Source organism: Guptibacillus hwajinpoensis, from assembly GCF_020171785.1.
GTDB lineage: Bacteria > Bacillota > Bacilli > Bacillales > Guptibacillaceae > Guptibacillus > Guptibacillus sedimenti.
In genome coordinates, this window is record NZ_JAIVAE010000003.1 from 547,862 (window position 1) to 572,450 (window position 24,589).

General features: G+C 39.5%; 30 protein-coding genes. 2 read left to right on the forward strand and 28 right to left on the reverse strand.

Annotated features, from left to right (window positions below; translation table 11 throughout):
• Positions 1 to 36 precede the first annotated feature (36 nt).
• The 28 genes from recN to LCL91_RS06925 form a co-directional block, all read right to left on the reverse strand.
• A complete protein-coding gene (gene recN / locus LCL91_RS06790) occupies positions 37 to 1,734 on the reverse strand; it encodes a DNA repair protein RecN (protein ID WP_224881111.1) in 1,698 nt (565 codons plus the stop codon).
• A gap of 33 nt (positions 1,735 to 1,767) precedes the next feature.
• Positions 1,768 to 2,217, reverse strand: coding sequence for a transcriptional regulator AhrC/ArgR (gene ahrC / locus LCL91_RS06795; RefSeq protein WP_098444159.1), 450 nt, complete (start codon positions 2,215 to 2,217; stop codon positions 1,768 to 1,770).
• 157 nt (positions 2,218 to 2,374) lie between these two features.
• On the reverse strand, positions 2,375 to 3,181 hold the full coding sequence (locus LCL91_RS06800; protein ID WP_224881113.1) for a TlyA family RNA methyltransferase: 807 nt from the start codon (positions 3,179 to 3,181) through the stop codon (positions 2,375 to 2,377).
• Between the two features lie 6 nt (positions 3,182 to 3,187).
• Positions 3,188 to 5,080, reverse strand: a complete 1,893-nt coding sequence (dxs, locus tag LCL91_RS06805) for a 1-deoxy-D-xylulose-5-phosphate synthase (RefSeq protein ID WP_224881115.1) — start codon at positions 5,078 to 5,080, stop codon at positions 3,188 to 3,190.
• Between the two features lie 18 nt (positions 5,081 to 5,098).
• Complete coding sequence (locus LCL91_RS06810) at positions 5,099 to 5,707, reverse strand: hypothetical protein (protein ID WP_098444162.1); 609 nt, start codon at positions 5,705 to 5,707, stop codon at positions 5,099 to 5,101.
• Positions 5,708 to 6,475: 768 nt separating this feature from the next.
• The gene (locus tag LCL91_RS06815) at positions 6,476 to 7,357 is read right to left on the reverse strand and encodes a polyprenyl synthetase family protein (RefSeq protein WP_224881117.1); all 882 of its coding nucleotides are present in this window, start codon (positions 7,355 to 7,357) and stop codon (positions 6,476 to 6,478) included.
• Positions 7,354 to 7,590: an exodeoxyribonuclease VII small subunit gene (locus LCL91_RS06820; RefSeq protein WP_098444164.1), complete on the reverse strand. Its 237-nt coding sequence runs from the start codon at positions 7,588 to 7,590 to the stop codon at positions 7,354 to 7,356. Before LCL91_RS06820 ends, LCL91_RS06815 begins: the two co-directional genes overlap by 4 nt.
• Positions 7,577 to 8,935 carry an exodeoxyribonuclease VII large subunit gene (xseA, locus tag LCL91_RS06825; RefSeq protein ID WP_224881119.1) on the reverse strand — a complete coding sequence of 453 codons (1,359 nt, stop codon included), beginning with the start codon at positions 8,933 to 8,935 and terminating at the stop codon, positions 7,577 to 7,579. Before xseA ends, LCL91_RS06820 begins: the two co-directional genes overlap by 14 nt.
• Before the next feature lie 21 nt (positions 8,936 to 8,956).
• Positions 8,957 to 9,343: a transcription antitermination factor NusB gene (nusB, locus tag LCL91_RS06830; protein WP_159783062.1), complete on the reverse strand. Its 387-nt coding sequence runs from the start codon at positions 9,341 to 9,343 to the stop codon at positions 8,957 to 8,959.
• 210 nt (positions 9,344 to 9,553) lie between these two features.
• On the reverse strand, positions 9,554 to 9,949 hold the full coding sequence (locus LCL91_RS06835; protein WP_098444167.1) for an Asp23/Gls24 family envelope stress response protein: 396 nt from the start codon (positions 9,947 to 9,949) through the stop codon (positions 9,554 to 9,556).
• 10 nt (positions 9,950 to 9,959) lie between these two features.
• Positions 9,960 to 11,327 carry an acetyl-CoA carboxylase biotin carboxylase subunit gene (gene accC, locus LCL91_RS06840; RefSeq protein WP_224881121.1) on the reverse strand — a complete coding sequence of 456 codons (1,368 nt, stop codon included), beginning with the start codon at positions 11,325 to 11,327 and terminating at the stop codon, positions 9,960 to 9,962.
• Between the two features lie 11 nt (positions 11,328 to 11,338).
• Positions 11,339 to 11,827: an acetyl-CoA carboxylase biotin carboxyl carrier protein gene (gene accB / locus LCL91_RS06845; RefSeq protein WP_098444169.1), complete on the reverse strand. Its 489-nt coding sequence runs from the start codon at positions 11,825 to 11,827 to the stop codon at positions 11,339 to 11,341.
• 335 nt (positions 11,828 to 12,162) lie between these two features.
• Entirely contained in the window at positions 12,163 to 12,720 is a 558-nt protein-coding gene (locus tag LCL91_RS06850; RefSeq protein WP_224881123.1) for a SpoIIIAH-like family protein, read from the reverse strand.
• A gap of 1 nt (position 12,721) precedes the next feature.
• Positions 12,722 to 13,360, reverse strand: a complete 639-nt coding sequence (gene spoIIIAG / locus LCL91_RS06855) for a stage III sporulation protein AG (RefSeq protein WP_224881125.1) — start codon at positions 13,358 to 13,360, stop codon at positions 12,722 to 12,724.
• A 5-nt stretch (positions 13,361 to 13,365) separates the two neighbouring features.
• On the reverse strand, positions 13,366 to 13,968 hold the full coding sequence (gene spoIIIAF / locus LCL91_RS06860; protein ID WP_224881127.1) for a stage III sporulation protein AF: 603 nt from the start codon (positions 13,966 to 13,968) through the stop codon (positions 13,366 to 13,368).
• Between the two features lie 10 nt (positions 13,969 to 13,978).
• Positions 13,979 to 15,163 carry a stage III sporulation protein AE gene (gene spoIIIAE, locus LCL91_RS06865; RefSeq protein ID WP_224881247.1) on the reverse strand — a complete coding sequence of 395 codons (1,185 nt, stop codon included), beginning with the start codon at positions 15,161 to 15,163 and terminating at the stop codon, positions 13,979 to 13,981.
• A gap of 25 nt (positions 15,164 to 15,188) precedes the next feature.
• A complete protein-coding gene (spoIIIAD, locus tag LCL91_RS06870; protein ID WP_224881249.1) occupies positions 15,189 to 15,578 on the reverse strand; it encodes a stage III sporulation protein AD in 390 nt (129 codons plus the stop codon).
• A gap of 12 nt (positions 15,579 to 15,590) precedes the next feature.
• Complete coding sequence (spoIIIAC, locus tag LCL91_RS06875) at positions 15,591 to 15,797, reverse strand: stage III sporulation protein AC (protein WP_048308951.1); 207 nt, start codon at positions 15,795 to 15,797, stop codon at positions 15,591 to 15,593.
• A 19-nt stretch (positions 15,798 to 15,816) separates the two neighbouring features.
• Complete coding sequence (gene spoIIIAB / locus LCL91_RS06880; RefSeq protein WP_224881129.1) at positions 15,817 to 16,329, reverse strand: stage III sporulation protein SpoIIIAB; 513 nt, start codon at positions 16,327 to 16,329, stop codon at positions 15,817 to 15,819.
• Between the two features lies 1 nt (position 16,330).
• Entirely contained in the window at positions 16,331 to 17,266 is a 936-nt protein-coding gene (spoIIIAA, locus tag LCL91_RS06885) for a stage III sporulation protein AA (protein WP_224881131.1), read from the reverse strand.
• 76 nt (positions 17,267 to 17,342) lie between these two features.
• Entirely contained in the window at positions 17,343 to 17,603 is a 261-nt protein-coding gene (locus LCL91_RS06890; protein WP_224881134.1) for a DUF2619 domain-containing protein, read from the reverse strand.
• 108 nt (positions 17,604 to 17,711) lie between these two features.
• Positions 17,712 to 18,371: a TetR/AcrR family transcriptional regulator gene (locus LCL91_RS06895; protein ID WP_224881137.1), complete on the reverse strand. Its 660-nt coding sequence runs from the start codon at positions 18,369 to 18,371 to the stop codon at positions 17,712 to 17,714.
• 15 nt (positions 18,372 to 18,386) lie between these two features.
• Complete coding sequence (locus LCL91_RS06900) at positions 18,387 to 19,400, reverse strand: ABC transporter permease (protein ID WP_224881139.1); 1,014 nt, start codon at positions 19,398 to 19,400, stop codon at positions 18,387 to 18,389.
• Positions 19,397 to 20,119, reverse strand: coding sequence for an ABC transporter ATP-binding protein (locus tag LCL91_RS06905; RefSeq protein WP_224881141.1), 723 nt, complete (start codon positions 20,117 to 20,119; stop codon positions 19,397 to 19,399). Before LCL91_RS06905 ends, LCL91_RS06900 begins: the two co-directional genes overlap by 4 nt.
• A gap of 133 nt (positions 20,120 to 20,252) precedes the next feature.
• Positions 20,253 to 20,810 carry an elongation factor P gene (gene efp, locus LCL91_RS06910; RefSeq protein WP_224881143.1) on the reverse strand — a complete coding sequence of 186 codons (558 nt, stop codon included), beginning with the start codon at positions 20,808 to 20,810 and terminating at the stop codon, positions 20,253 to 20,255.
• Positions 20,811 to 20,828: 18 nt separating this feature from the next.
• The gene (locus LCL91_RS06915) at positions 20,829 to 21,896 is read right to left on the reverse strand and encodes a M24 family metallopeptidase (RefSeq protein ID WP_224881145.1); all 1,068 of its coding nucleotides are present in this window, start codon (positions 21,894 to 21,896) and stop codon (positions 20,829 to 20,831) included.
• Positions 21,897 to 21,916: 20 nt separating this feature from the next.
• A complete protein-coding gene (aroQ, locus tag LCL91_RS06920; RefSeq protein WP_224881147.1) occupies positions 21,917 to 22,336 on the reverse strand; it encodes a type II 3-dehydroquinate dehydratase in 420 nt (139 codons plus the stop codon).
• Between the two features lie 93 nt (positions 22,337 to 22,429).
• On the reverse strand, positions 22,430 to 22,960 hold the full coding sequence (locus tag LCL91_RS06925; RefSeq protein ID WP_160918819.1) for a YqhR family membrane protein: 531 nt from the start codon (positions 22,958 to 22,960) through the stop codon (positions 22,430 to 22,432).
• A gap of 223 nt (positions 22,961 to 23,183) precedes the next feature.
• On the opposite strand from LCL91_RS06925, the gene LCL91_RS06930 reads away from it, so the two are divergent.
• Positions 23,184 to 24,131, forward strand: a complete 948-nt coding sequence (locus LCL91_RS06930) for a DUF1385 domain-containing protein (protein ID WP_098444183.1) — start codon at positions 23,184 to 23,186, stop codon at positions 24,129 to 24,131.
• Between the two features lie 22 nt (positions 24,132 to 24,153).
• Positions 24,154 to 24,540 carry an SA1362 family protein gene (locus LCL91_RS06935; RefSeq protein WP_224881149.1) on the forward strand — a complete coding sequence of 129 codons (387 nt, stop codon included), beginning with the start codon at positions 24,154 to 24,156 and terminating at the stop codon, positions 24,538 to 24,540.
• Positions 24,541 to 24,589: the final 49 nt, after the last annotated feature.

Consider the following 24,589-nt stretch of genomic DNA (forward strand, 5'->3'; position numbering starts at 1 on the left):
ATGAAAATGCTACCCTCAGTTGGATAGCATTACATATCATGATTTAATTTGGTTTGCTTGATATAACAATTCTTTTGCATGTTTCTTTGTAAGCTCTGTCATTTCGGCGCCAGCAATCATTCTTCCAAGTTCTTCTATTTGTTCATCTGTACTTAAATTTCCAACACTTGTCTTTGTTCGACCTTCACCCGTTTCTTCTTTTGAAATATAAAGGTGATGATCAGCCATTGCTGCAACTTGAGGAAGGTGAGTAATAACAAGTACTTGGGACCCGGCGGAAAGACGCTGTATCTTCTCCGCCATCGCTTGAGCAACCCTTCCACTTACACCAGTATCTACTTCGTCAAAAATAATTGATGTAATACCTTGATGTTTTGAAAAGATGGACTTCAACGCCAACATGATACGAGATAACTCGCCACCAGAAGCCGTTTTAGAAAGTTCCTTAAGCGGCTCGCCTGGATTGGTAGAGATCATAAAATCAATATCATCTTGTCCAGATCGATGAAAAAATTCTTTCTTACTTTCATCTCGGTCATTAAAATGAATTGCAAATTCTGTTTTTTCCATATAAAGATCTCTAAGCTCATGGTGAATTGATTCAACAAGCTCACTAGCAACTTTTTTTCGCAGACCGGTCAAATTATTAGCCTCTACAGTTAAATCAGCCTTAATCCCTTTTAAGTCAGCCTGTAGCTCGTCTACGCGATCTTCTCTGTTTAATAATTCATCTACTTCATCTTCAATCGAAGCTGCATATTCCAATATGTCTTCTACAGATTCTCCATACTTTCGCTTTAATAATTGGATTTCGTTTAGTCGTTCTTCTACAAAATCCAATCGTGCGGGATCAAATTCAAGTTGATCACGATATGTATTTAATTTACCTGCCGTTTCTTCAAGTAGATAAAATTGATTGGCTACTTCTTCATGGTATCCCTGTAGTTCTTCATCAAGGTCCGCAACTGACTCGAGTTGTGACATAGCAAGCCCTACCCAGTCTAATCCTTTATTATCTCCATGTAGGGAATCATAAACATCCTGAAGAGCAGTATATAGTTTCTCAAAATTACCCAATCGTAATTTCTCGTCCATTAACTGATCATCTTCATTAGGAGAAAGCTCAGCTTTCGTGATTTCTTCAAGTTGATATTGAATTAAATCCAGCCTATGAGCCATCTGCTGTTCATTCTCAGTTAAATTTTGCATTTGTTGCTGGATTTTTTTGTATCTTTGAAAGATTTCCCTGTATTCAAAAAGAGCCGGACCAATTGACCGTTCCCCAAACTGATCGAGCAAAGTAAGATGCTTATCAGATTGCATTAAATCCTGATGTTCATGCTGACCGTGAATGTCAATAAGTGTTTGACCAATCTCTCGCAAAATTCCAAGCGTCACTAATTTTCCATTTACTCGGCAGATGCTTTTACCTGTATGTGAAATATCACGGCGCAGTACCACCATGTCATCTGTAAACTCGATTCCGATATCTTCAAGTTTTTGCACTGTTGGATGGTTTGTATCAATATGAAATAACCCTTCAATTTCTGCTTTTTTCGTTCCATAACGGACGAATTCAGCTGATCCTCTCCCACCAACCAATAGCCCTATGGCATCAATAATGATGGATTTACCAGCACCTGTTTCTCCAGTAAGAACGGTTAACCCTCGCTCAAATGAAACGGTAATTGCTTCTATGATCGCAAAATTACGAATGGATAGTTCCGCTAACATATTCTCCCACCTTTAAAGATCCTCATTCATATTCTACAGCATATCAATAAACCGTTGTGATAACATCGGGGCCGCATCGGCGCTCTTACATATAATTAGAATCGTATCATCTCCGCTTATATTCCCCATAATCTCTTCCCAGTCTAGATTATCGATTAGAGCACCGATAGCATTAGCGTTACCAGGAAGCGTTTTCATTACAATAAGATGATCCGCATGATCAATACTAATAAACGCGTCTGTTAAAGTTCTTTTTAATTTTTGCAGCGGGTTAAAGCGCTGATCTGCTGGCAAACTGTATTTATATCTGCCGTCGATTGTTGGAACTTTAACAAGATGAAGCTCTTTAATATCTCTCGAAACAGTTGCTTGCGTAACGTTGAATCCTGCACTTTTAAGACAATAGACAAGCTCATCCTGCGTCTCTACATCTTGATTGGCAATCATTTCACGTATCTTGATATGACGTTGTCCTTTATTCATTGTATAACCTCCGGCAAGTAAAATCTGACAGCCTTATTATATAGTCCTATCTCTCTTTTGTATAGACCCTCATAAATATTCACTTACTAAAAGAAAACTTCTCCATTCAGAATTTCGAACAACATGAACGAGAAAAAGGACACACATCGTGTATCCTTTATAATTTCTGATGTGCTTCTTCAACAACTTCTTCTGCAGAAGGAACATTTTCGACTTTGCTCTCCTGTTTCCAGCCAAGATATAATAGAAATTCGATATTTCCTTCGCCACCAGTTATTGGTGAATATGATATACCGTTTACTTGATATCCTTCTAGTTCAGCAAAATCCATCATTTCTTTCAGTACACGATGATGAATTTTTTTATCACGTACAATTCCTTTTTTGCCTATTTCGCCGCGGCCTGCTTCAAATTGCGGTTTGACGAGAGCGATAACTTCACCTTTCTCTTTCAAAATCCCTTTTAATACAGGTAGGATTAATTTTAAAGAGATGAATGAGACATCTATTGTGGCAAGATCCGGAAGTCCTTGTTCAAAATCCTCTCTAACAGCATATCGAAAATTCGTTCTTTCTTTCACAACCACACGATCGTCTACTCGCAGTTTCCAAGCTAATTGATTGTAACCTACATCAAGTGCATAAACGAGGGAAGCGCCATTTTGAAGTGCACAGTCTGTAAAACCACCAGTAGACGAACCAATATCTAAAACCACTTTGTTTTCGGGATCGAGAGAGAAGACGTCAATGGCCTTCTCTAACTTTAAACCCCCACGTCCAACATAACGTAGCGTATCTCCTTTAATCTGAAGAAGAATATCTTCTGGCACTTTCATGCCAGGTTTGTCCATCCTTTCCGTCTCTGAAAAGACAAGACCTGCCATAATTGCTCTTTTTGCTTTTTCTCTCGTATCAATTAAACCTCGGTTTACAAGGAGTACATCTAGTCTTTCTTTTTTTGCCATGCTTTTTTATGCCCTCTTTTGTTTTGCTGGAATCATTTTCTTTGCTTTCTCAGCAATATCATCTGAAGTTAATCCAATTTCTTTTAATAACTCACTTACACTGCCATGTTCGATATAAGCATCGGGGATTCCCATTCGTTGAATACCACCATGCTGATAGCCACTGTCATTAACATATTCTAGAATGGCACTACCAAACCCACCTTGGAGTATAGCTTCTTCAACTGTAAGCATCGGTAACCCTTCTTGCATGAGATCTGCGATCATTTTCTCATCTAAAGGTTTTATGAAGCGAGCGTTAATCACACGAGCTGAAATACCTTCTTTTTCTAATTTATCCGCAGCACTCAACAGATCTTGTAACGTAGGGCCAAATGACAAGAGAGCAATATCCGTACCTTCACGAATAACTTCCCAACTACCAATTTGAATTTCTTTTAATTCTTGATCCATCTTTGTACCAATCCCGTTCCCTCTAGGATAGCGTACAGCAATTGGTCCCTGATTGTACTTCAAACTAGTATAAACCATATGCTGCAATTCATTCTCGTCTTTCGCCATCATAAGAACCATATTAGGTAAGTGTCTAAGGAATGAGATATCGAAAACACCTTGGTGCGTTTCACCATCTGCTCCTACAAGTCCGGAACGATCAATCGCTAGGAAAACATTCAAGTTTTGTCGGCAAACGTCATGAACAAGCTGATCATAAGCTCTTTGAAGAAACGTAGAATAAATCGATAAAACCGGTTTTAATTCCTGAGTTGCAAGTCCTGCAGCCATTGTAGTAGCATGTTGCTCAGCTATACCAACGTCAAAAAGCCTTTCTGGGAATTGTTTTTCAAATGCTTCCCACTTAGAGCCTACTGTCATTGCTGGTGTGATGACTGAGATGCGATCGTCCTTCTCTGCAAGCTTTCGCACTGTTTCACTAACGACCTTACTATATCCAGGCGCTGCGACCTTCGGTTTAATTTGTTCACCTGCTTCAATCTTATAAGGACTCACACCGTGCCAAACGCCAATCTGATCGCTTTCTGCGGGTTGATAGCCTTTTCCTTTTTTCGTAAGTACGTGAATAAGGACCGGTCCTTTTGTCTTCTTAGCATATTTAATGTTTTCCATTAACGCTTCAACGTCATGACCGTCGACTGGTCCAAGATAGGTAAAACCAAGCTCCTCAAAGAAAATCCCTGAAACCAACAAATATTTCAACGCATCTTTCACGCGCTCAGCGGTTGAAGCTAGCGCTCCGCCAAACGCAGGAATTTTTTTAAGTAAATACTCAAGTTCATCTTTTGCTTTATGATATTTCCCAGCTGTGCGGAGCTTTCCTAAAATATTATGAAGAGCACCTACATTTGGAGCAATAGACATTTCATTGTCATTTAAGATAACGAGCATATCTTTTTGTTCGTGTCCGATATGATTAAGAGCTTCAAGTGCCATCCCACCTGTAAGAGCCCCATCTCCAATAATCGCAACTACACTTTCGTCAGAGCCTTTCATATCTCGAGCAGCCGCCATCCCCATTGCTGCTGATAATGAGGTAGAGCTGTGCCCAGTTTCCCAGACGTCATGCTCACTTTCATTTCGTTTTGGAAAACCACAAAGACCTTTATATTTACGTAGCGTATCAAATCTCGAAGCTCGTCCAGTGAGAATTTTATGGACATAAGCCTGATGGCCAACATCCCAAATAAATTTATCTTTTGGGCTATCATAAATTTTATGAAGCACGATTGTAAGTTCTACTACGCCAAGATTAGGCCCAAGATGTCCACCAGTTTCGGATAGTTTATTAATTAAAAAGCTTCTAATCTCTTCAGCAAGCTCGGTCATATCGTTCATATCATAATTCTTTAGAAACTTAGGATTCTCAATCTTTTCTAAATCCATGGGAATGTCCTCCCCTTCTTATTTCGATTTACGGTTTCCCTTTTTCTTTTTGGATTGTTTGTCCACCATCTTGATCTTAAATGTTTTTTCTACATAGTATAAAAATCTACCTACTTGAAAGATGATACCTGTAGAAAAGTGGATGGCAAACGTTTTTCCGAGCGCTTTTCCTCCAACCGTTAACGCAGCAATGACGCTTGTAAATACTACTGATATTATATATTGAAACAAAGATCCATCGCTATGTCCAAGCTGAAGTGTTAATTGGACGACAACGGTTGCAGAGGCTGTACCGCTTATAATACCCGATATATCACCAATTACATCATTACAGAAGCTTGCTACACGATCTGCGTTACGTGTCACAAAGATCGCATGTTTCGCACCAGTAAGACGTTCTGCTGCCATCGCATGAAATGGCACTTCGTTTGCGGCAGTAGAAGCTACCCCAATTGTATCAAAGAATATCCCAATTAGAACGATCAACAGAACCACAATCATACCAATTGCCCATGAAACTCCACTTAATACCGCTGTTGATATAATTGAAAAAATAGCCGCTAACACAAGTGTGATAACGGCAATAGCTAAACTCCAGTTTATGGATTTTGATACGGAAGCTTTCATATCTACTCCTTGTCCATTATATAATCACATAAAAATAAGTATCCAACTAACAGGACATCAAGGGGTCAGTTCGTTTCCCCCTGTTCCCTGTCAGTTGAATACCCCTGTTGTATTATGTATCGCAGAGTGGTCACTTAAAGAGTAAAGACTGCGGCTTAGGTCCAGTAGGTTTTCCCAGATTGATACCTCAACGTCGCCGTTCAGGCGGTTTCCCTTTACATCAATCTTAGCGTAGTCACCAGGCGCTAGACTGGATTACCACTTAGTCCGCACTATAATCCCCTTTAAGTGTCACTCGGAACAGTCTAGGAGTTTTCCTCAACAGTTCCACACATTTCCTAGCCTCTTTTGCAGAGCAGATTTCATATGGGTGGTAGGAAAAAAGCGGCCGGCCGAGCTGCAAATTTCCAATAATCCATAATCCCCTCTAGCTCCACTCAAGGCAGGCTACGCTGTTCAACTGCGTTCCCATGCAGCTGCAACAGGTTCATACCCCAATTCATAGCAGGCAGCGTTAACCGCTCTGCTACAAGAATGGGCCTCCGCGGAAGCAGGGTCAACGCCCACATGCCTTTGTGGATCGCCCTGCGACCTTAACTCCCAGCATCGACCCAAGTCTGGGCGACTCAAGCCAACACCAGGAACTTCATCGATGTGCCCTATGGCGGATTTTTAGGCCCGCCTTCAGAAATGGCGAACTGACTAGAATACTGCACCACTCAGTCTTAATTTATTATACCACACATTCATTTTATGCTCAATTATGTGTTAGTGGTCCCGCTCTACAATAAATTTCGCAATAGATTGTAACGTGTCCTTTTCTACGTTAGCAGCAGTTAGATGGGCTAATCCCTCTTTAAAATGATGATTAAGTTTTTCTTTTGCTCCGTCTAGTGTGAGAAGCTTTGGATAAGTACTTTTTTCGTTCGTTTCATCACTACCAGGAAGTTTTCCAATCTTTCCTTCTTCTCCTTCAACGTCAAGAATATCATCGCTAATTTGGAAGGAAAGGCCTATATGTTCGCCAAAAGCACGTAGATGTTCACGTTGATGACTTGTTGCATGACCAATTATTGCCCCAGCCATAATAGAAAATACAAGAAGTTTTCCTGTTTTATGATGATGAATGTATTCAAGTTGTTCTAGCGTTAATTCTTGTTTCTCCCCGTCTAAATCCGCCATTTGTCCTCCTACCATTCCGGAAGGGCCAGCAGCGTGAGATAATAATTTAATCAAGTCAACTTTTTGTTCACTTGTTAAATTGGAATCTGCAATAAGTTCAAAGCTTTGGGTTAAAAGCGCATCCCCAGCAAGAATCGCAGTTGCCTCTCCAAAAACGATATGATTTGTTGGTTTACCTCGACGTAAATCGTCATCATCCATTGCAGGCAAGTCATCATGAATCAATGAGTACGTGTGAATCATCTCAACCGCACACGCCACCGGAATGGCTTCTTTAATAGAATGACCAAATGCTTCTACGGTAGCGAGCATTAATATTGGACGAATGCGTTTTCCACCTGCGTGAATGGAATACAACATCGCATCCTTCAATGATTCCGGCATCTCCAAGCGGTCAATGTATGCGGGAAGTTCTTCATCCAACAGTTTCTTACATTCGTTCATATAGGAACTGAGATCTGAAGTCACGCTTCATCCTCCTGGACAGAAAAACGTTTAATTTCACCGTTTTCTTCAACAATTTGATCCATTTTACCCTCAACGGATTGCAGTTTCTCATGGCATACATTTGATAAATTCATTCCTTCTTGAAAGAGTGAAATCGCTTTTTCAAGAGGTACGTTACCTTCTTCCAATGCTCCGACAATTTGTTCTAACTTTTCCATCGCTTCTTCAAATGTTACGTTCTCATTTTTCTCCATTCGAATCACTCTCCTCTAATCCCCATACATGGCAATCAATTTTCCCATCTGTCATTTCAAGTTTTAGAATATCTCCAGGTTGAACCTGATGAACAGATTTAATGAGTTCTTCTTCTTTATATGCAAGGCTATAGCCACGCTCCATTACTTTTAATGGACTTAAAGCATTCAGTTTCCCTGCAGCAAGCGAAAAATCACGTTGTTTTCCCAGTAGAACACGCTGCATTTCTTTATTTAAAGAAAGTTTAAGCTCTTCAAGCTCCTGGCTCGCTTCTTTAAGAAGTTTTTGTGGATGCTGCTTCACTAGCTGCTTATGATTTCGTTCTACTCGCTCTGTGGTATATGATAGCAATCGCTTCATATTTCGTTGCATTCGTTCAACTTGCATATCAAGCTCTTGTTCCTTTTGTTTCAATAATTGATCAGGATAACGAAAGGCATATGACTTCTGGAGGTTTGATAATCGATCTCGATCCGTAGCTAACGTTTCTTGCATGACTCTCATTAACCTATGTACTCGTTGGTCAACCCGCTCTTTTAATTCTACTACGCTGGATACTGCCAGTTCAGCTGCTCCAGTTGGCGTTGGTGCTCTTAAATCTGAAACAAAATCAGCAATAGTAAAATCGGTCTCATGGCCAACAGCTGATATAATTGGCACTCTTGAATTTGCTATACTTCTGGCAACTTCTTCTTCGTTAAATGCCCATAACTCTTCAATTGACCCTCCACCTCTACCAACAATCAGCACATCAATCATTTTCATAGCATTTGCCATCTCGATCGCCTGAACAATTGACCCCTTAGCACGATTCCCCTGAACAAGAACGGGAAACACCGTTATCCTAGCAGCCGGATAACGTCTTTTGATCGTTGTAAAAATATCTCGAATAGCTGCTCCAGTTGGGGAGGTAATCACTCCAATTTCTGTAGGATATCGGGGTATTTGCTGTTTGAGGTTTTCTGAAAACAACCCTTCAAATTCGAGTTTTCGTTTCAATTCTTCATAAGCTAAATATAAATTCCCAATTCCATCAGGCTGCATTTCTTTTGCATAGAGCTGATATTGACCATACGGTTCAAACACTGATATCTCGCCTCGAATTAGGACTTTCATACCGCTTTCCGGCTTGAATTTCATATGTCGATTGTTTCCAGCAAACATCACTGCCTGAACACGCGACTTATCATCTTTTACAGTAAAATAAAGATGCCCTCGATTGTGAAGCTTCACATTCGATAGTTCACCACGTAACCAGACATCTTGAAGTGCTGGCTCATTATCAATCATCCGCTTCACTTGTCTCGTAAGGGCTGTAACCGATATATAGCGATCAGCTTTCACAACGTTCCCCTCCTCATTGAATTAGCTTTTTTGTATGATTTTAGAGAGGACTCCATTTACAAAGCGTCCCGATTCTTCTCCACCGAACAATTTTGCTAGTTCAACGGCTTCATTTAAACTAACATTTACTGGTATATCATCTCTCATCACTATTTCATACGAAGCCATTCGAAGAACAGAACGGTCTACATTACCAATTCGGCTAAAGGTCCAGTTAACAAGGTTCTCTTTAATGACTGCATCAATCTTTTCGAGATTCTCAAGCGTTCCGAAGACAAGCTCAGATAGAAACTCGTCACCTTCTCCCTCATTTAAAACGTGTTGCAGGGCCTCACGTGGATCGGTGTCTGTTACATCTATTTGAAACAATACCTGGATGGCTTTTTCTCTTGCATGTCTTCTTTTCATTGCTATACTCCCTTTACGCTTATATTGCTATACCAATAAATAATAGCATAATGTTGAGGACAAATACAGGTTTTGCAATGTCCAATTGTTTTCATAAACTTAGTAAGGTTCGTGAAAGTTGCTCCGATGCGTAAAATTCATTTCATTCATGAGTGGAGTCACATTCGTAAAAAAAGCAAAAAAACAAGCAGAGGGGACATGCCCCGCTGCTTATTCTTCGTCTTCAGTTTCTTTTTTATCAAACGTGATTCCAACAACGCTCACATTAACCGCGCTGATTTCTAGCGCAGTCATTGTTAGAAGCGCCTGTCGAATGTTTTCTTGTACCTTCTCACACACTTCAGGAATGGATAAACCATAGCTTACTACAACGTATGCATCCAAAATGATGCCATCCTCATCAAGCTCTACCTTGACACCTTTTCGATGATCTTTTCGTCCAAAGCGTTCCACAACACCTGAAGCGAAATTCCCTCTCATTTCTGCAACACCGTCAACTTCTGAAGCAGCAATACTACCGATTACTTCAATAACTTCTGGTGATATTTCGACTTTTCCAAGTCCAGTATCGTGCTCTTCCATTTCAAATGATTGAAGTTCATTCATATTGAACACCTCACTTAGAATTCGTTGATTGTTCTGTTAAATCGTATTTCTCAAGAAACTTAGTGTTGAAGTCGCCGCTTACAAATTTCTCGTGACTCATTAAACGCATATGGAATGGAATGGTCGTTTTGACACCTTCCACCACAAACTCTCCAAGAGCCCGCTTCATTCTAGCAATCGCTTCTTCTCTTGTATCAGCGTAAGTAATGAGCTTTGCTACCATTGAATCATAGAAAGGCAAAATATCATAACCAGGATAGACAGCAGAATCTACACGAACGCCAAACCCACCTGGAGGGAGGTACATGTCGACCTTCCCTGGAGATGGCATGAATTTCTTGTCAGGGTCTTCTGCATTAATGCGACATTCAATCGCCCATCCTTTGAACGTTACATCTTCCTGCGTGTACCGCAACGTTTCATCAGAAGCTGCTCGAATTTGCTCTTTAATTAAATCAATACCCGTTACCATTTCTGTCACAGGATGCTCAACCTGAATACGTGTATTCATTTCCATAAAATAAAATTTCCCTGTTGGCTCAAAAATAAACTCAACAGTTCCTGCACCAGAATATTGGACGGCTTTCGCAGCACGAACGGCAGCATCGCCCATTTTTTTTCTGATGGTTTCATCAAGAGCTGGGGAAGGCGTTTCCTCTACAAGCTTTTGCAAACGTCTTTGGATTGAGCAATCTCGCTCTCCAAGATGGATCGCATTCCCATGATTATCAGCAAGGACCTGAATTTCCACATGGCGAAAATCTTCGATAAACTTCTCAATGTAGACCCCAGGATTACCAAATGCAGTCGATGCTTCCTGCTGGGTAATGTTAATTCCTTTTACTAATTCGTTTTCATCCTTAGCAATCCGGATACCTTTACCACCACCGCCAGCGGTCGCTTTAATAATGACAGGATACCCCATCTCATTAGCCAGAGCTACCGCTTCGTCTGCATCCTTCACGATGCCCTCAGAACCGGGTACAATCGGCACTCCCGCTTCCTTCATCGTTGTTCTAGCAACGTCCTTGGTACCCATACGACTAATCGCTTCAGGGCTTGGTCCAATGAACGTAATATTGCACTCTCTACATAACTCTGCAAAGTCTGCGTTTTCCGAAAGAAATCCATAACCAGGATGAATCGCATCAACACCGGTTACCGTTGCAATACTCATAATATTGGTGAAGTTTAAATAGCTGTCTTTTGAAGCAGTTGGTCCAATACAATAAGCTTCATCTGCTAACCTAACATGCAGGGCTTCTTTATCGGCTTGAGAATACACAGCAACCGTTTCAATGCCAAGCTCTTCACAAGCACGGATAATTCGAACAGCAATTTCTCCTCGATTGGCTACAAGTACTTTCTTAATCTCCATACCATCATCACCTATGCTTTCACTAAAAACAGAGGTTGTCCGTATTCAACTAGCTGTCCATCCTCAACTAGCATTTCAACGATTTCTCCATTTACCTCTGCTTCTATTTCATTAAAAAGCTTCATTGCTTCAATGATGCAGACTACGCTATCTTCTGAAACTTTCTCTCCAGTTTTTACGTAAAGTTCCGATTCTGGATTCGGACGAGCATAGAACGTTCCCACCATTGGTGATTCGATTTTATGTAATGATTCATCTTGTACTTCTTCTTTTTCAGCCGCTTTAGGTTCTTCTTTAACAGGAGAAGAAGCCGGCATCGTTTGATCAACAGGCTGTTGTGCAATGGTTTGCTGTACAGGTTGTTGAACAGGTGCCTCTGCATATTGCACTTCATTTTTCTTTAATACAATCTTAGATCCATCACTTTCATATTCAAATTCATCAATGCTTGATTGATCAATTAGTTTGATCAATTCGCGAATTTCTTGAACTTTTAACAAGATTTCCACTCCCTGTCGTCTTTTTGCTAATTTTGGATAGTAAAGGAGGTTTTCTGTATAGAAGACACTCTCCAACCTATAGTGATTATAGCATAATAATAATGACCATTAGTATCTCCCGTAAAACTTACAGTCAATCAAACCTCATGGTTAAGACCATTATATAACAGCTGGTCCTAAGCCTATTTATCATATCATATCTTACGGTTACTTGGTAGAAGTCAACTTTGCATGACCTCCTCCACTAAGGGTAACAAATAAAGAAATCGTTTTCACTAGTATTTTAGAAAACGCGCCTAATTATAAAAAAAAAAGAGATGGAGTAATCTCCATCTCTACTTTGCCACAGGCTGAAATTCTACAGCGATTCTATGACCTTCCCCTAACTGTTCTTCTGCTAGTACCATAATGTTATTTGCTTCTTCATTTGATAGCTGATCCGCTTTAACAATTACTCTTACTTTCTCGTCTTCAAGAGTATAAACCACTGCATCGCTATACCCTTCTGACTTGATCACATTTTCTAGAACTGATTCCTTTTGAGACAATGCCATTAATTCTTGACGCTGTTCGTGTGCTTCATTTCGTAAATCTGCTGATGCTTCACTTGCTATCACAGCCGTGTAATCTTCAATCGCTGCATCTCGCTTTTCTTGAATTTCAAGTCTTAGCGCCGCAAAGACTTCATCACCAGAAACATTCATCGAAACAGACTTATCTTCAACACCATTCGTTTCTTTTGCTTCTTCTCCTTTCGCCCCTTCCTCGCTTTGCTCCTGATCTCCCACATAGGCTACATTGTTCGAACCAGGTGTCATGATGTAATAAGCTGATAAAACAATAATTAAACTTAGCATTGTCAATAACCATACCGTTTGCTTTTTTAAGACCATTTTATGATTCCCCCTTTAGTTTTTTCGGCAAAACCATCACCCGATGACTTTTCACATCAAGTAGTCTCGTCACTGCATCGACAATCATTTTTTTTACTTCCATGTTTTCCGCTCCGGCTGCTACGACAACTACACCTCTCACCACCGGTTTCTTCGTACTTACTACGATCGGTCCTTGACCATTATCATTCTGAACAATAACGACTTGTTCATCGCTTGATTGTTCTTCAATCTTTCTCGAACCTCCATCGTTTGGAGATTCATAAGTATATTTATCAGTAGAAGTGCTGTTTTTCTCCACAACTTTTTGCTCTGTAGAATCTAAATTAACAATGACAGTGGCATCTGACACTCCAGCCACTTCGTCTAACGCTTCCTTTAATTGAGTTTCATACATATTTTCATATTCTGACATTGACGAGGGACTGGACTTTTTTTGACTAAAAGCGGCTTCACTTTCCGATGAGCTTTCCTGCTCACTGAACACTTGCTGGCCAGGGTCAGGCGTCGAGAAGAAACTACCGGAAAACATGAAGATGACACCAAGCCCTGCTGCAATCATTAAATAATAAAGCGGGATTCCTTTTTTCTTCTTCGGTTTTTTCAATTGATCTAGCCAGCTTGTTGGTTTTTCATCCATGTTACCTACTCTCCTCCCTTCACCTGAACGCCAACCTGGTTTGGATATAATCCCCATTCATCAGCTAGAAAATAAGCGACTTTTTTTGACTGTGCATCTGATGATTGAACCTCTTCTTCCGAAAGTTCAAATGATACCGATACGGCTTCGACGTCCTGAACATCTTTTTCTACTACCTTACTTACCGTTACTGCAATTTGTTCAATATTCTTTTCTCCCTCTGCATCTTTTAGCTCAAGACCTACATGTGTAATTTCAAGGTTAAACTGGTCTCTCAACTCCTTTTCAACCTGGCTTTTCATTTGGACAGCCATTTGTTCTTCAATATATGCAGCATTGGATGCTTGTATTTCACTTTTCTTTGATTCTATCTGATTTTCCATCCTTACATCCGGAGTCATATCTGTGAGAGCTGCTGATCTTAACATTGAATCAAAATCTTTTGTGAAGATTGTTAGAATAGGCGATAGAATAACAGCCATTAACATTAATCCGATGACCATTTTGACATATCGCTGCATATTGGAATTTGGCAACAACAATTCAAGCACGGTAGCGAGTAAAATAAGAACAATGATATTCGTGATCCATCCCGTAATAACTGCCACTTCAAACCTCCTAACGCACCATTAGCGTAATATTTCCAGATGCTATAATAATTGTTACCGCTAAGAAAAACATCAATGAAACAATGGCAAGAGCTGCAAAAATAAACAAAATACTTTTTGATATTACATTAAGAGACTGGATAATTGGTCCTCCTCCTAATGGTTGAATGACTGCTGCCGCAATGTTATAAATCAGCACTAGTGATAAAACTTTTAGTGCAGGGAAGGCACATATCATTAGTAAAATGACAACCCCAGCTAGTCCAACCGTATTTTTCAAAAGCACCGATGCACTTAGTACGGTATCTGTTGCGTCCGTAAACATCCGCCCTACAACAGGTATAAAATTACCAGTTACAAATTTAGCCGCACGAATCGTTACACCATCTGCTACGGCGGTTGAGGCGCCCTGCACTGAAATCACACCTAAAAATACTGCAAAAAATACGCCTAGTGTACCGATTGCTATATTTCGTAGTAAATTAGAAAGCTGGGTAACTTTGTACTGCTCACTAATCGTACTTACAATCGCAAGAACTGCGGATAGAAAAAGCATTGGTAGTACAAACTTCTGGATAAGCAATCCACCAGTGTTAACTAAAAACAGGACGATTGGGTGAAAAAAAGCTACAGAAGCCATCCCACCAACAGAAGCAATCAATGCTAAAAGTAGCGGAATTAACGCTAAGAGAAACCCCATCATATTTGCTATCGCGCTTTCAGTATATTGAATTGCCACGTGAAAACTATTAAGTGCAAGAATAATTAGAACCATGTAGATAATGCCATACGCCACTGTGCTTACTGCTTTATGTTCAAAGGCATTTTGCATGTTTTGTAACAGTATGCTGAAAATAGTTAACAGTATTAAACTACCAAGCAATTTACCATGAACAAGTAATTCATGAAAAAGAAATTTCAATAAACCTAATAAATAAGCTTTTAAAGAAAATTGCTTTTCTCCTTTTATAAATTCCAAGAAGGAACCTTTCTGACTTTCAGGCAAAAAGCCGCCATACTCTTCGATCACTTCGTTCCAATAGGCCTGAATCTCTTGTAATCCGAGCGTGTTTAACTGCTTGTCTACAATTTGAGTTGTTAGCGGCTCATTCTCTTCGCCTTGAGCAAGTACAGTAGATTGAAATTGCAATAAGGTGAAGCAGAGGAATAGTAGCATCAACATCGTTTTTTTCATGTGAGGCATGTCCTGCTCCTCCCTCTTATGATGGTAAAAGTTTAAGCACCGTTTCAATAATCAGGGTGAGAATCGGTATGGCCATCGCTAAGATTAATAATTTTCCAGCAAGTTCAATCTTCGAAGCAATCGCCCCTTGACCAGCATCTCTCACAATTTGGGCACCGAATTCAGCTATATACGCAATTCCTATAATCTTTAATACCGTTTCGATATAGACAATTTCGACATTTGCTTTTGACGCCAAGCTTTCTAACATTTGAATAATATGTTGAATTTCTCCTATTAAATAAAGAAAAATCAAAGCGCCTGTGAAAACCGTAATCGTAAAGGCAAACACAGGCTTTTGTTCTTTGACAACAATAACAAGGAAGGTAGCGATTAATCCCAATCCAACGATTTGTAAAATATCAATCGCAGTCACCCCCTAACCCTGGAAAAGGAAGACCCCTCGTATTTTCTGAAAAAGATCATCAATGATCGTGATCACCATATAAAGGACAACAATAAAACCAATTAAAGTAACCCAATGGGCGTACTCTTCTTTCCCCATTTGCTTGAGAATGGTATGAAGCATGGCTACAATGATACCGATACCCGCAATTTGGAATATTGTATTTACATCATGATTCATTTCCGTTTCCTCCCAATGACTAAATCAATAGTATGACAAGAAGAATCCCCCCAAGAACACCAAGACTCTTAAACATCCGCTCATACTTCATTTGATTGTCTCTCGCTTCTCGCTCTTCTCTTTCCAAATGAATCAAGGCAAGTTTAATTTGTTTTTGTTCATGTTCTCGATCGTGTTGACCTATTGTGGCACCAAGTTGTTTCATTACTTCCTTCTCTTCTTGTTTAAAAGCCGTATACTTCCAAACCTCTTCCATGCTTTCCATCCATGCTTCATAAGCTGTGCCTTGTCCAGCATCGAGCTTTTTCCGAAATGAATCGAAAAACCAGGAAATAGGGTGACCTACCTGTCTACAAATGTGACTACAGGCAACACTGAGTGGTGTCATTCCATACACAATTTCAGCTTCCAATGACTGAAGGGCTGCTTTTAACTGCCGCAACTGTCGAGATCGTTCGCTCACAGTTCTTGACCATTCCACACCTGCCCACGTACTCGCTAAAATAATAAGCACTGCACCTAGTAGCTTCATGCTAGATCACCTTTTTACGTCGAATTTCCTTACCTGTTTTATCTTTGATCGCATGAATCGTTCCCGGACCATCTTTCCGTGACAGTTCGACTATTCGTTCAAAAGATCCAGAGTTGATTAAACCTTGCATACTTGGTCTACGGTGTAAATCATCCATACTCGTTCCGTGCACAGTGACAACAAGCTTAATTCCTGCATTTATCGCTTCAACTATAGCTTCACTATCTTCTTTTCGACCAATTTCATCAACGACCAATATTTCTGGACTCATGGATCGGATCATCATCATCATTCCTTCTGCTTTAGGACAAGCATCCAAAACATCAACACGATCACCAAGTCGATGTTGAGGAACCCCTAAAACACAACCAGCAATTTCAGATCGTTCATCAACAATACCAACTTTGGCTGATGGAATTCTTCTTACGTTATCACCTTCAGCCATAATTCGAGTTAAGTCACGAAGCATCGTCGTTTTACCGGACTGTGGCGGTCCTAAGATAATTGTATTTGTCCATCCCCCTGCATAAAGATATGATACAAGCGGTACAGCTATTCCAAGCTTTTGTTTTGCAATTCTTACGTTAAAAGATGCAATGTCCCGGATCGCTTTAACATGTCCGTTTAGCGTAATGACTTTTCCTGCAAGACCGACGCGGTGCCCACCTTCAATCGTGACAAATCCCTTTTTTAATTCTTCTTCTAGCGCGTACAGGGAATAATGGCTAAGTTTATTTATCATTTGTGAACTATCATCTTTTGAAATGAAGTATGTTTGACCGTTTAAGAGAGGAAAATTCGGTTTTCCATTGATCATTATTTCAAGCGGACGGTTAATGCGCATTCGAATTTCTTCAATCGTTGATCTTTCCATTTCTGTGTATTGACACAGTATTTCCCTTACATTTTCCGGAAGCACGCGAAGAGCTTCTTCCACGAATGTCCCTCCTCCCACTGCTTGTTTCTCTCTACACTACTATTCCTATTTTGATCGAAATATGTCTCTATCAAATCTATGAGAGAGTGCCAATTAAAATAAAGCCTACACCAATTACAATGAATAGAATTTTTGTGATTGATAGATCTCCTGCTAGACCAATTAGTCCAGCTGTCATCGTAACGACAAGGATAATAGGCCCGACAATGGCTAAAAATGCATTGATCAACATTGCGGTTTTAAGATCACGAAAAACTAGAATTAATACACCTGCAATTAGCTCAATAACACCTGAGAGTATGCGAAGTAAACCCATTACAAGAACCGAATGAATCATCATAACCCTCCCTAATCAGTACAACTTATGATGACACCATCTATTTCAGAAGACTAAGTTATGGGGCAGTCTTTAAAAGACACAAAAAAACCACCCTAATGTGGGTGGTTATCTTGCTTTTAAACCATGTAATATGAATTGAACAGTTATTTCAATTTCTTTCTCATCATCCCAATCACGGTCCGGAACCATAATATATCTTGCTAGAAAAAAACCGAGAATGGCGGTTAATGAAAGTCGAATGGCAGAGGAAGAGGGGATTTCAATCAATTCTCCTTTTTCTTGAAAGTGAACGACTACTTTTCCAAATCGATCAAATAAATCTTTCGCTATATGCTCGATAAATTGTGTGCGAAGTTCTTCATGAAAAGGAATTTCCTGAATAAGAATTTTCACAATCGGTAAGTGCTTACGAATAAATGTTTGTCTATTTCTTACAACCGCCTTTAAAAAATCTTCATAGTGCTCATAATCTTGTTCTAGTACTTTATCTAAATCTTTAACGATAAAAGGAGCAACAAGATGACTCATGACAGGTGTAACAATAGCTAGAAGCAACTCTTTTTTCGTGCGATAGTGTCGAAATATCGTTCCTTCTGCTACACCAGCACGTCTGGCAATTTCGCTAGTTGATGAAGCAGAAAATCCCTTTTCCTGAAACATCTCAACCGCTGCTTTTACGATGCGCTTTTGTTTCTCAGTTAAATCTCCGGAATCGCTCACTTCTTCATCAAAAAGCCATCCCATGTTATTCTCTTCCTTCTTCATATGCTCCCCCTGATTCTAAATTCGTCGATGTTTTTTTAGTGCATATATGTTTAAAATCATAAAAACGATTGAAAATCCAAGTAAAACAAGTAAATCAATCCATATATCTGTTAATCCTTGTCCTTTAATCATAACACTTCTTAAAGCATCAGCTCCATAATACAAAGGAGTTAACGGACCTATCCAGCTAAGATAGTTTGAGATCGTATCAAGATTAAACAACCCAGAGAAAAAGATTTGGGGAACGACCACAAGAGGAATGAATTGAATCATTTGCAATTCATTTTTTGCGAATGAAGAGAGTAAAGTTCCCAACGTTAGTGCACTTAACGCTAGCATAAGTGTAATCAACAAGACGTAAAGAAAAGCTCCTTCCATCATGAGATCAATCACATAAATACTATATAATGCTATTATGGCGGATTGAAGCATTGTAAATAATCCAAAACCAATTACATAACCTGTTACAAGTTCCCACCTTTTTATTGGGGTAGCCAAAACTCGTTCAAGCGTCCCTTGTGTCCTCTCTCTCAAGAAAGAGACTCCAGCAATTAAAAACACAAAGAAGAATATAAAGAAACCTACTAAAACAGGTCCAAAGTGATCAAATGAACTCATATCGTTCGAACCAAACAAATAGGACACTTCCAAATCCACTTCTTGATTTTTTCCCATTGAACTACTTTGAACCATATTGATGACTGCTCGATTAATAGAAGGATCGCTCCCCTCAAGATATAGCTTTTTCGCACCGTTCCCAAAATCAATCACAGCATCATAATCGTTTTTCAAAGTAGATTCAATTGGTTCATCTGAAGCGATGGGTTTTACATTAGCGTGTTTTTCCATTTGTTCAACGATCGATTCAGGGGCGTTTCGTACGCCTAGTTTCAATTCCAGATCTTCTCCGTTAAAGACAAGAGATAGCATGGTTAAAATAATAATAGGCGCGACAATCATTAAAGCCATCGTTCGTTTATCACTTATAAACTGCCTCAATATTCTTATTACAACTGCAATTATCCTCATTCGCCCCCTCCTCCAAATGAAAGAAACGCTTCCTCGATTGTTACTGAGTCAGTTTGTTTTTTTAATTCCTCCGGTGTGCCGACTGCAATCAATTGACCATTTTGGATCATACCAAGCCTTGAACATCTTTCAGCTTCATCCATTACATGAGTTGTTACCAATATAAGGACTCCATTGCTTCTTAGTTTTTCAAATGTCCACCAAATTTTTTGTCTAAGTGAAGGGTCAATTCCAACAGTTGGCTCATCTAACAGTAAAATATCAGGATTGTGTAACAAAGCAATGGCGAGGGATAAGCGTCGCTTCATTCCACCCGAAAAATCTTCTACGTTCTTTTGAAGTTCATTTTCTAAATTAACGAGCTGCATTACCTCTATAATCCGTTCTTTTTGATCACGTCGATGGACACCGCTTAGAGTTGCAAAAAACTTCAGGTTCTCATAAGCGGTTAATTCACCATACAAAGCATCCGCCTGCGCCATATAACCAACTTTCTTCATCATACTAAGATTGGGCATTTTCGTATCGAGCACCTTCACCTCACCTTCAGAAGCCTCTTCAATACCACATAAAAGTTTCACTAAGGTTGTCTTACCAGAGCCGGATGGTCCTAAAAGACCGAATATCTCACCGCGTTTTAGTGAAAGATTAACATGATCTAAAATGGTAGTTTTGCCGTAGTTCTTCGTAACATTTGCTTCAATTGCACCTTTGGGCATGTGACCCCTCCTAAAATGAGTGATTACTCACTATATTTTATCATGAAATCACTCATTGTAAAGTGAGTAATCACTCATTTTTAAAGTAAACAAAAAAACCGCTCATACAGAGCGGTTTTTAAAAATCACTTCACTATCCCCTTGATACATATTCACCTTTAGAAGTATCAATAATGAGAATGTCTCCCTGGTTCACAAAGAACGGCACTTGAACCGTTAAACCAGTTTCAACAGTTGCAGGCTTTGTTCCTCCTGAAGCTGTATCACCTTTAATACCAGGCTCAGTTTCAGTAACAACGAGTTCAACAGTATTTGGTAATTCCACACCGATGGTTTCTTCACCATAAGTACGAATCGAAATTTCCATGTTTTCCTTCAGGAATTTTAGTTCATAATTAATTTGCTCTGTAGGAAGTTCCACTTGCTCATATGTTGTTGTATCCATAAATGTGTGCATATCTCCACTTGCATAAAGATATTGCATTTTACGATTTTCAATATGAGCTTTTGAAACCTTTTCTCCAGCACGAAACGTTTTTTCTTGAATTCCACCCGTACGAAGGTTGCGTAGCTTTGTTCTTACGAAAGCTGCTCCTTTACCAGGTTTCACGTGTTGAAATTCCATTACTGTCCAGATCCCATTATCCACTTCAATTGTAAGACCAGTTTTTAAATCGTTAACAGAAATCATTGTAGTCCCTCACTTTCATTATTCGCCGAGAATCAGCAATTCCTTTGTGGAATGAGACAATGTCTCATTTCCTGTCTCGGTGATGACTGTATCATCTTCTATTCGTACTCCGCCCTTACCAGAGAGGTAAATACCTGGTTCAACGGTAACAACCATACCCGGTTCTAACACTGTATCAGATTTTGTTGAAAGCGCTGGTCCTTCATGTACTTCTAGACCAACACCATGCCCCAATGTATGACCAAAGTAGTCACCATAACCTTTTGCAGCAATGAGATCCCTGGATATAGCATCAGCTTCTTTGCCGCTCATTCCAGGCTTGATTTCTTCCATTGCCTTAAGCTGAGCTTCAAGAACCGTGTGGTAAATACCTTTCAGCTCTTCTCCAGGATCTCCAACAGCCACTGTACGTGTTATATCAGAACAATATCCTTTATAATAAGCGCCAAAATCAAGTGTGATTAGTTCGTTCTTTCCAATGACTTTATCACTTGCAACACCGTGGGGAAGGCTTGAGCGAATACCCGACGCAACTATAATATCAAAAGAAGATGAGGTTGCGCCATTTTTTCTCATAAAAAACTCAAGCTCGTTGGATACGTCAAGCTCTGTAATACCCGTTCTGATATAGTTTGTAATATGTTGAAAAGCAGCATCCGCTATTTCAGTAGCTTCTTTCAATACGTTTAATTCACTAGAGTCTTTAATCATACGATGTTTTTCAAGAAGGCCATTGATAGGTACAAGACTAGCTTCAACTTTGGCTTCATATGCTTTAAAGACCTGGTATGTAACTTGCGTTTCTTCAAAACCTAGCTTCTTTACGCCTAGTGCATTAGCTAATTTAGCAACTTCTTCTACAATAGGACCCTTGTGTTGTACAATCTCAAAACCCTTTGCTTGCTCCTGTGCCTGATCAACATAACGAAAGTCTGTTATAAACTTCGCTTCTTTCTCAGTTATTAGGACAACTCCTGAGCTTCCGGTGAACTGCGAAATATATCTGCGATTGCTTGCTGAGGTAATTAACATCGCATCAATATCATACTCTTTAAATGACTGACGTAGATTCTCAATACGTTTCACAACTTCGTCCTCCTTTAGAATTATAAAAATGACTGCAATGCTAGTTCATAACCCTTTAATCCAAATCCTACAATTTGACCTGTAGTGACAGGGGAAATCACAGACGTGTGTCGAAAAGGCTCTCGCTTATGTACATTTGAAATATGTACCTCTACCACTGAAACAGGAACACTAGCAATTGCATCACGGATTGCATAACTATAATGAGTGAAGGCGCCTGGATTTAGAATAATACCCGAAGCATGCTCTGCTTCATGAATCCAATCAATTAGATCGCCTTCGTGATTTGATTGACGAAAAATTACAGTGGCCTCATTTTCACTAGCTAATTGAGATATTCGCTGCTCCACATTTTCAAGCGTTTCGTTCCCATAAATGTCAGGTTCACGTTTACCCAGTCGATTTAAATTAGGTCCGTTAAGCACATAGAATGTTTTCATGCCAGTCTCCTTACTCATGACGATTCGGCAGTTCTCTCTAACTCAGATGATGCATAAAAAAAGAGAATGTTCCATGAACATTCTACCATAGCTTCATTTGTTTGAATAGGAAGTGCCCTTTTGCTGGTTCTCATGATACTCAAATGAGATCGAATAGCCAATGAATACTCCATAGAGTAAATAGAGGCAGATAGTTGTAATAACTGTATTGCGATCTAGTTTTGTAATTGTTGGCAAGTCAATAAACATTGGATTAAGCAAGTAGAATACAATGATCCATAGTACAACCCCATAAGCAAGCCCTGCCAGCATATTATTGATTTTCACAAGCGTTATTTTATATAAAAATGCAACGAGAATGGAAACAAGTCCAATTGAAAGGATACCTATCCATTGACCTAGCTGTTCATTCTTCCACTCTCCAAGTGCCCACGGTGAAAGGATTAACGAAGGCGGTATTTTCGTAAACTTAAACAAATAAGTCAAGTACCCAATAAGTCCCCAAAACAGTCCCCCCGCTATTCCGATCGTAACAATTTTTGATGTGAAAGAAAGAGGTTGTTCTTGTTTATTCTGTTCAAGCTGCTCGTTTTCTTTTGAGTCCTGCTGCTTTTCTTTTTCCATTAGATTCACCTCATACCTAGCATTTCCTACTGTACACGAAATTATTTATTAGAAAATATGTGTATTGGTGAGATTAAAATCGCTAACGTTGGGGAAAATGATTATTAACATCTCCCATCTAGAGGTTTTTGCCTATTTCTTGTAGAATGGTATTAAATACATTTAAACAAGAGTATAATCGTTTCAAAACATTCTACTTCATACTATAGGTTGGTGAGAGATATTGTCAGATACTAACAAGCCTGCATATGGCGGGCAAGCAGTTGTGGAAGGCGTCATGTTTCAGGGGAAACATACATCTGTAACTGCTATTCGGCGAAAGGATGGATCGATTGATTATCTAGAAGTTCCCAAACAGCCGAAACCAATACGAACAAAACTTAAGAAGATTCCCTTTATACGCGGAGTTGTCGCAATCATTGATGCTAGTGGAAATGGGACGAAGCATTTAAATTTCTCTAGCGAGCGTTACGATGTTGATCCTTCTGAAGATGAGGAAGTCCTTGGAAAAGATGAGCCTTCTAAACTAACTCTTTTATTAGGTGCTGCTGCTATAGGCGTTATTTCTTTCGCTTTTGTGAAAACGATTTTCACCTTATTACCAGCATTAGCTGCAGCTTCACTGGAGTTTATATTTCCAGGTCACGTGGTCCAGAATTTAATAGAAGGCTTCATTAAATTGATTCTACTGCTCGGCTATATTTATTTCATTTCACTCACACCTATCGTTAAAAGAGTGTTTCAGTATCATGGTGCAGAGCACAAAGTAATTAATGCTTATGAGGCTGGATTACCCATTACAATCGATAATGTCCAGAAACAATCACGACTGCATTACCGATGCGGAAGTAGCTTTATTCTTTTCACAGTCGTCATTGGAGTGTTTATTTATCTATTAGTTCCCACTGACCCTTTATGGGTCAGGTTAGTATATCGTGTTGCATTAATACCAGTTGTTCTTGGTGTCTCTTTTGAAGTTCTTCAGCTAACGAACAAAGTGAGAGACATTCCAGTTTTGAAAGGACTTGGCTATCCAGGATTGTGGGTACAGCTCCTTACGACGAAGAATCCTGATGATAAACAAGTAGATGTAGCCATTCACTCATTTAAAGAACTACTTTCTCGAGATAAATTACGAGAGGAAGATGATTCAAGCACAAAAGTTGTGTAAAGATGAACAGGAGGTGAATCATTTGTCGCGCCGTGTTGTTCAACCTCTGATTTATTTATTAATAGGTCTTGCAGCTATTGGTTTTTTATGGAAAATACTCACAGATCCAAGCGGACTTTTCAAGCAGCTTCTTATCACTGCAGCAATTGCCGTCGTGATCATCTTTATTGCCAAAAAATTAATGGCAAAAAAAATGGGGCAACAATCAACTGCCTATCAAAGAGCTGCAAAACAATCTTCAAAACTAAAAAAGAAAAAAGCTACGCCTAGAAGAAATGCCACTCACCTACGAGTCATCCCATCTAAACGACTTACGCCTAAGAAGCGTTCATTACAAGATAAGAAAGAAAATCCTTTTACGGTCATTGAAGGACGTAAAGGCAAGAAGAAAAACAGAGCTCTTTTTTAAAATTGTGGTTCTAAAGTTAGCAAGAGTTTTCAATTCAATTTTTAAGTCT

What these genes read in the sequence shown, in the direction of transcription:
- recN (WP_224881111.1), bottom strand. Translation starts at nt 1,734, where the DNA reads ATGTTAGCGGAACTATCCATTCGTAATTTTGCGATCATAGAAGCAATT.
- ahrC (WP_098444159.1), bottom strand. Translation starts at nt 2,217, where the DNA reads ATGAATAAAGGACAACGTCATATCAAGATACGTGAAATGATTGCCAAT.
- LCL91_RS06800 (WP_224881113.1), bottom strand. Translation starts at nt 3,181, where the DNA reads ATGGCAAAAAAAGAAAGACTAGATGTACTCCTTGTAAACCGAGGTTTA.
- dxs (WP_224881115.1), bottom strand. Translation starts at nt 5,080, where the DNA reads ATGGATTTAGAAAAGATTGAGAATCCTAAGTTTCTAAAGAATTATGAT.
- LCL91_RS06810 (WP_098444162.1), bottom strand. Translation starts at nt 5,707, where the DNA reads ATGAAAGCTTCCGTATCAAAATCCATAAACTGGAGTTTAGCTATTGCC.
- LCL91_RS06820 (WP_098444164.1), bottom strand. Translation starts at nt 7,590, where the DNA reads ATGGAGAAAAATGAGAACGTAACATTTGAAGAAGCGATGGAAAAGTTA.
- nusB (WP_159783062.1), bottom strand. Translation starts at nt 9,343, where the DNA reads ATGAAAAGAAGACATGCAAGAGAAAAAGCCATCCAGGTATTGTTTCAA.
- LCL91_RS06835 (WP_098444167.1), bottom strand. Translation starts at nt 9,949, where the DNA reads ATGAATGAACTTCAATCATTTGAAATGGAAGAGCACGATACTGGACTT.
- accC (WP_224881121.1), bottom strand. Translation starts at nt 11,327, where the DNA reads ATGGAGATTAAGAAAGTACTTGTAGCCAATCGAGGAGAAATTGCTGTT.
- LCL91_RS06850 (WP_224881123.1), bottom strand. Translation starts at nt 12,720, where the DNA reads ATGGTCTTAAAAAAGCAAACGGTATGGTTATTGACAATGCTAAGTTTA.
- spoIIIAG (WP_224881125.1), bottom strand. Translation starts at nt 13,360, where the DNA reads ATGGATGAAAAACCAACAAGCTGGCTAGATCAATTGAAAAAACCGAAG.
- spoIIIAE (WP_224881247.1), bottom strand. Translation starts at nt 15,163, where the DNA reads ATGAAAAAAACGATGTTGATGCTACTATTCCTCTGCTTCACCTTATTG.
- spoIIIAC (WP_048308951.1), bottom strand. Translation starts at nt 15,797, where the DNA reads ATGAATCATGATGTAAATACAATATTCCAAATTGCGGGTATCGGTATC.
- spoIIIAB (WP_224881129.1), bottom strand. Translation starts at nt 16,329, where the DNA reads ATGAAGCTACTAGGTGCAGTGCTTATTATTTTAGCGAGTACGTGGGCA.
- LCL91_RS06890 (WP_224881134.1), bottom strand. Translation starts at nt 17,603, where the DNA reads ATGATTCATTCGGTTCTTGTAATGGGTTTACTTCGCATACTCTCAGGT.
- LCL91_RS06895 (WP_224881137.1), bottom strand. Translation starts at nt 18,371, where the DNA reads ATGAAGAAGGAAGAGAATAACATGGGATGGCTTTTTGATGAAGAAGTG.
- LCL91_RS06900 (WP_224881139.1), bottom strand. Translation starts at nt 19,400, where the DNA reads ATGAGGATAATTGCAGTTGTAATAAGAATATTGAGGCAGTTTATAAGT.
- LCL91_RS06905 (WP_224881141.1), bottom strand. Translation starts at nt 20,119, where the DNA reads ATGCCCAAAGGTGCAATTGAAGCAAATGTTACGAAGAACTACGGCAAA.
- efp (WP_224881143.1), bottom strand. Translation starts at nt 20,810, where the DNA reads ATGATTTCTGTTAACGATTTAAAAACTGGTCTTACAATTGAAGTGGAT.
- aroQ (WP_224881147.1), bottom strand. Translation starts at nt 22,336, where the DNA reads ATGAAAACATTCTATGTGCTTAACGGACCTAATTTAAATCGACTGGGT.
- LCL91_RS06925 (WP_160918819.1), bottom strand. Translation starts at nt 22,960, where the DNA reads ATGGAAAAAGAAAAGCAGCAGGACTCAAAAGAAAACGAGCAGCTTGAA.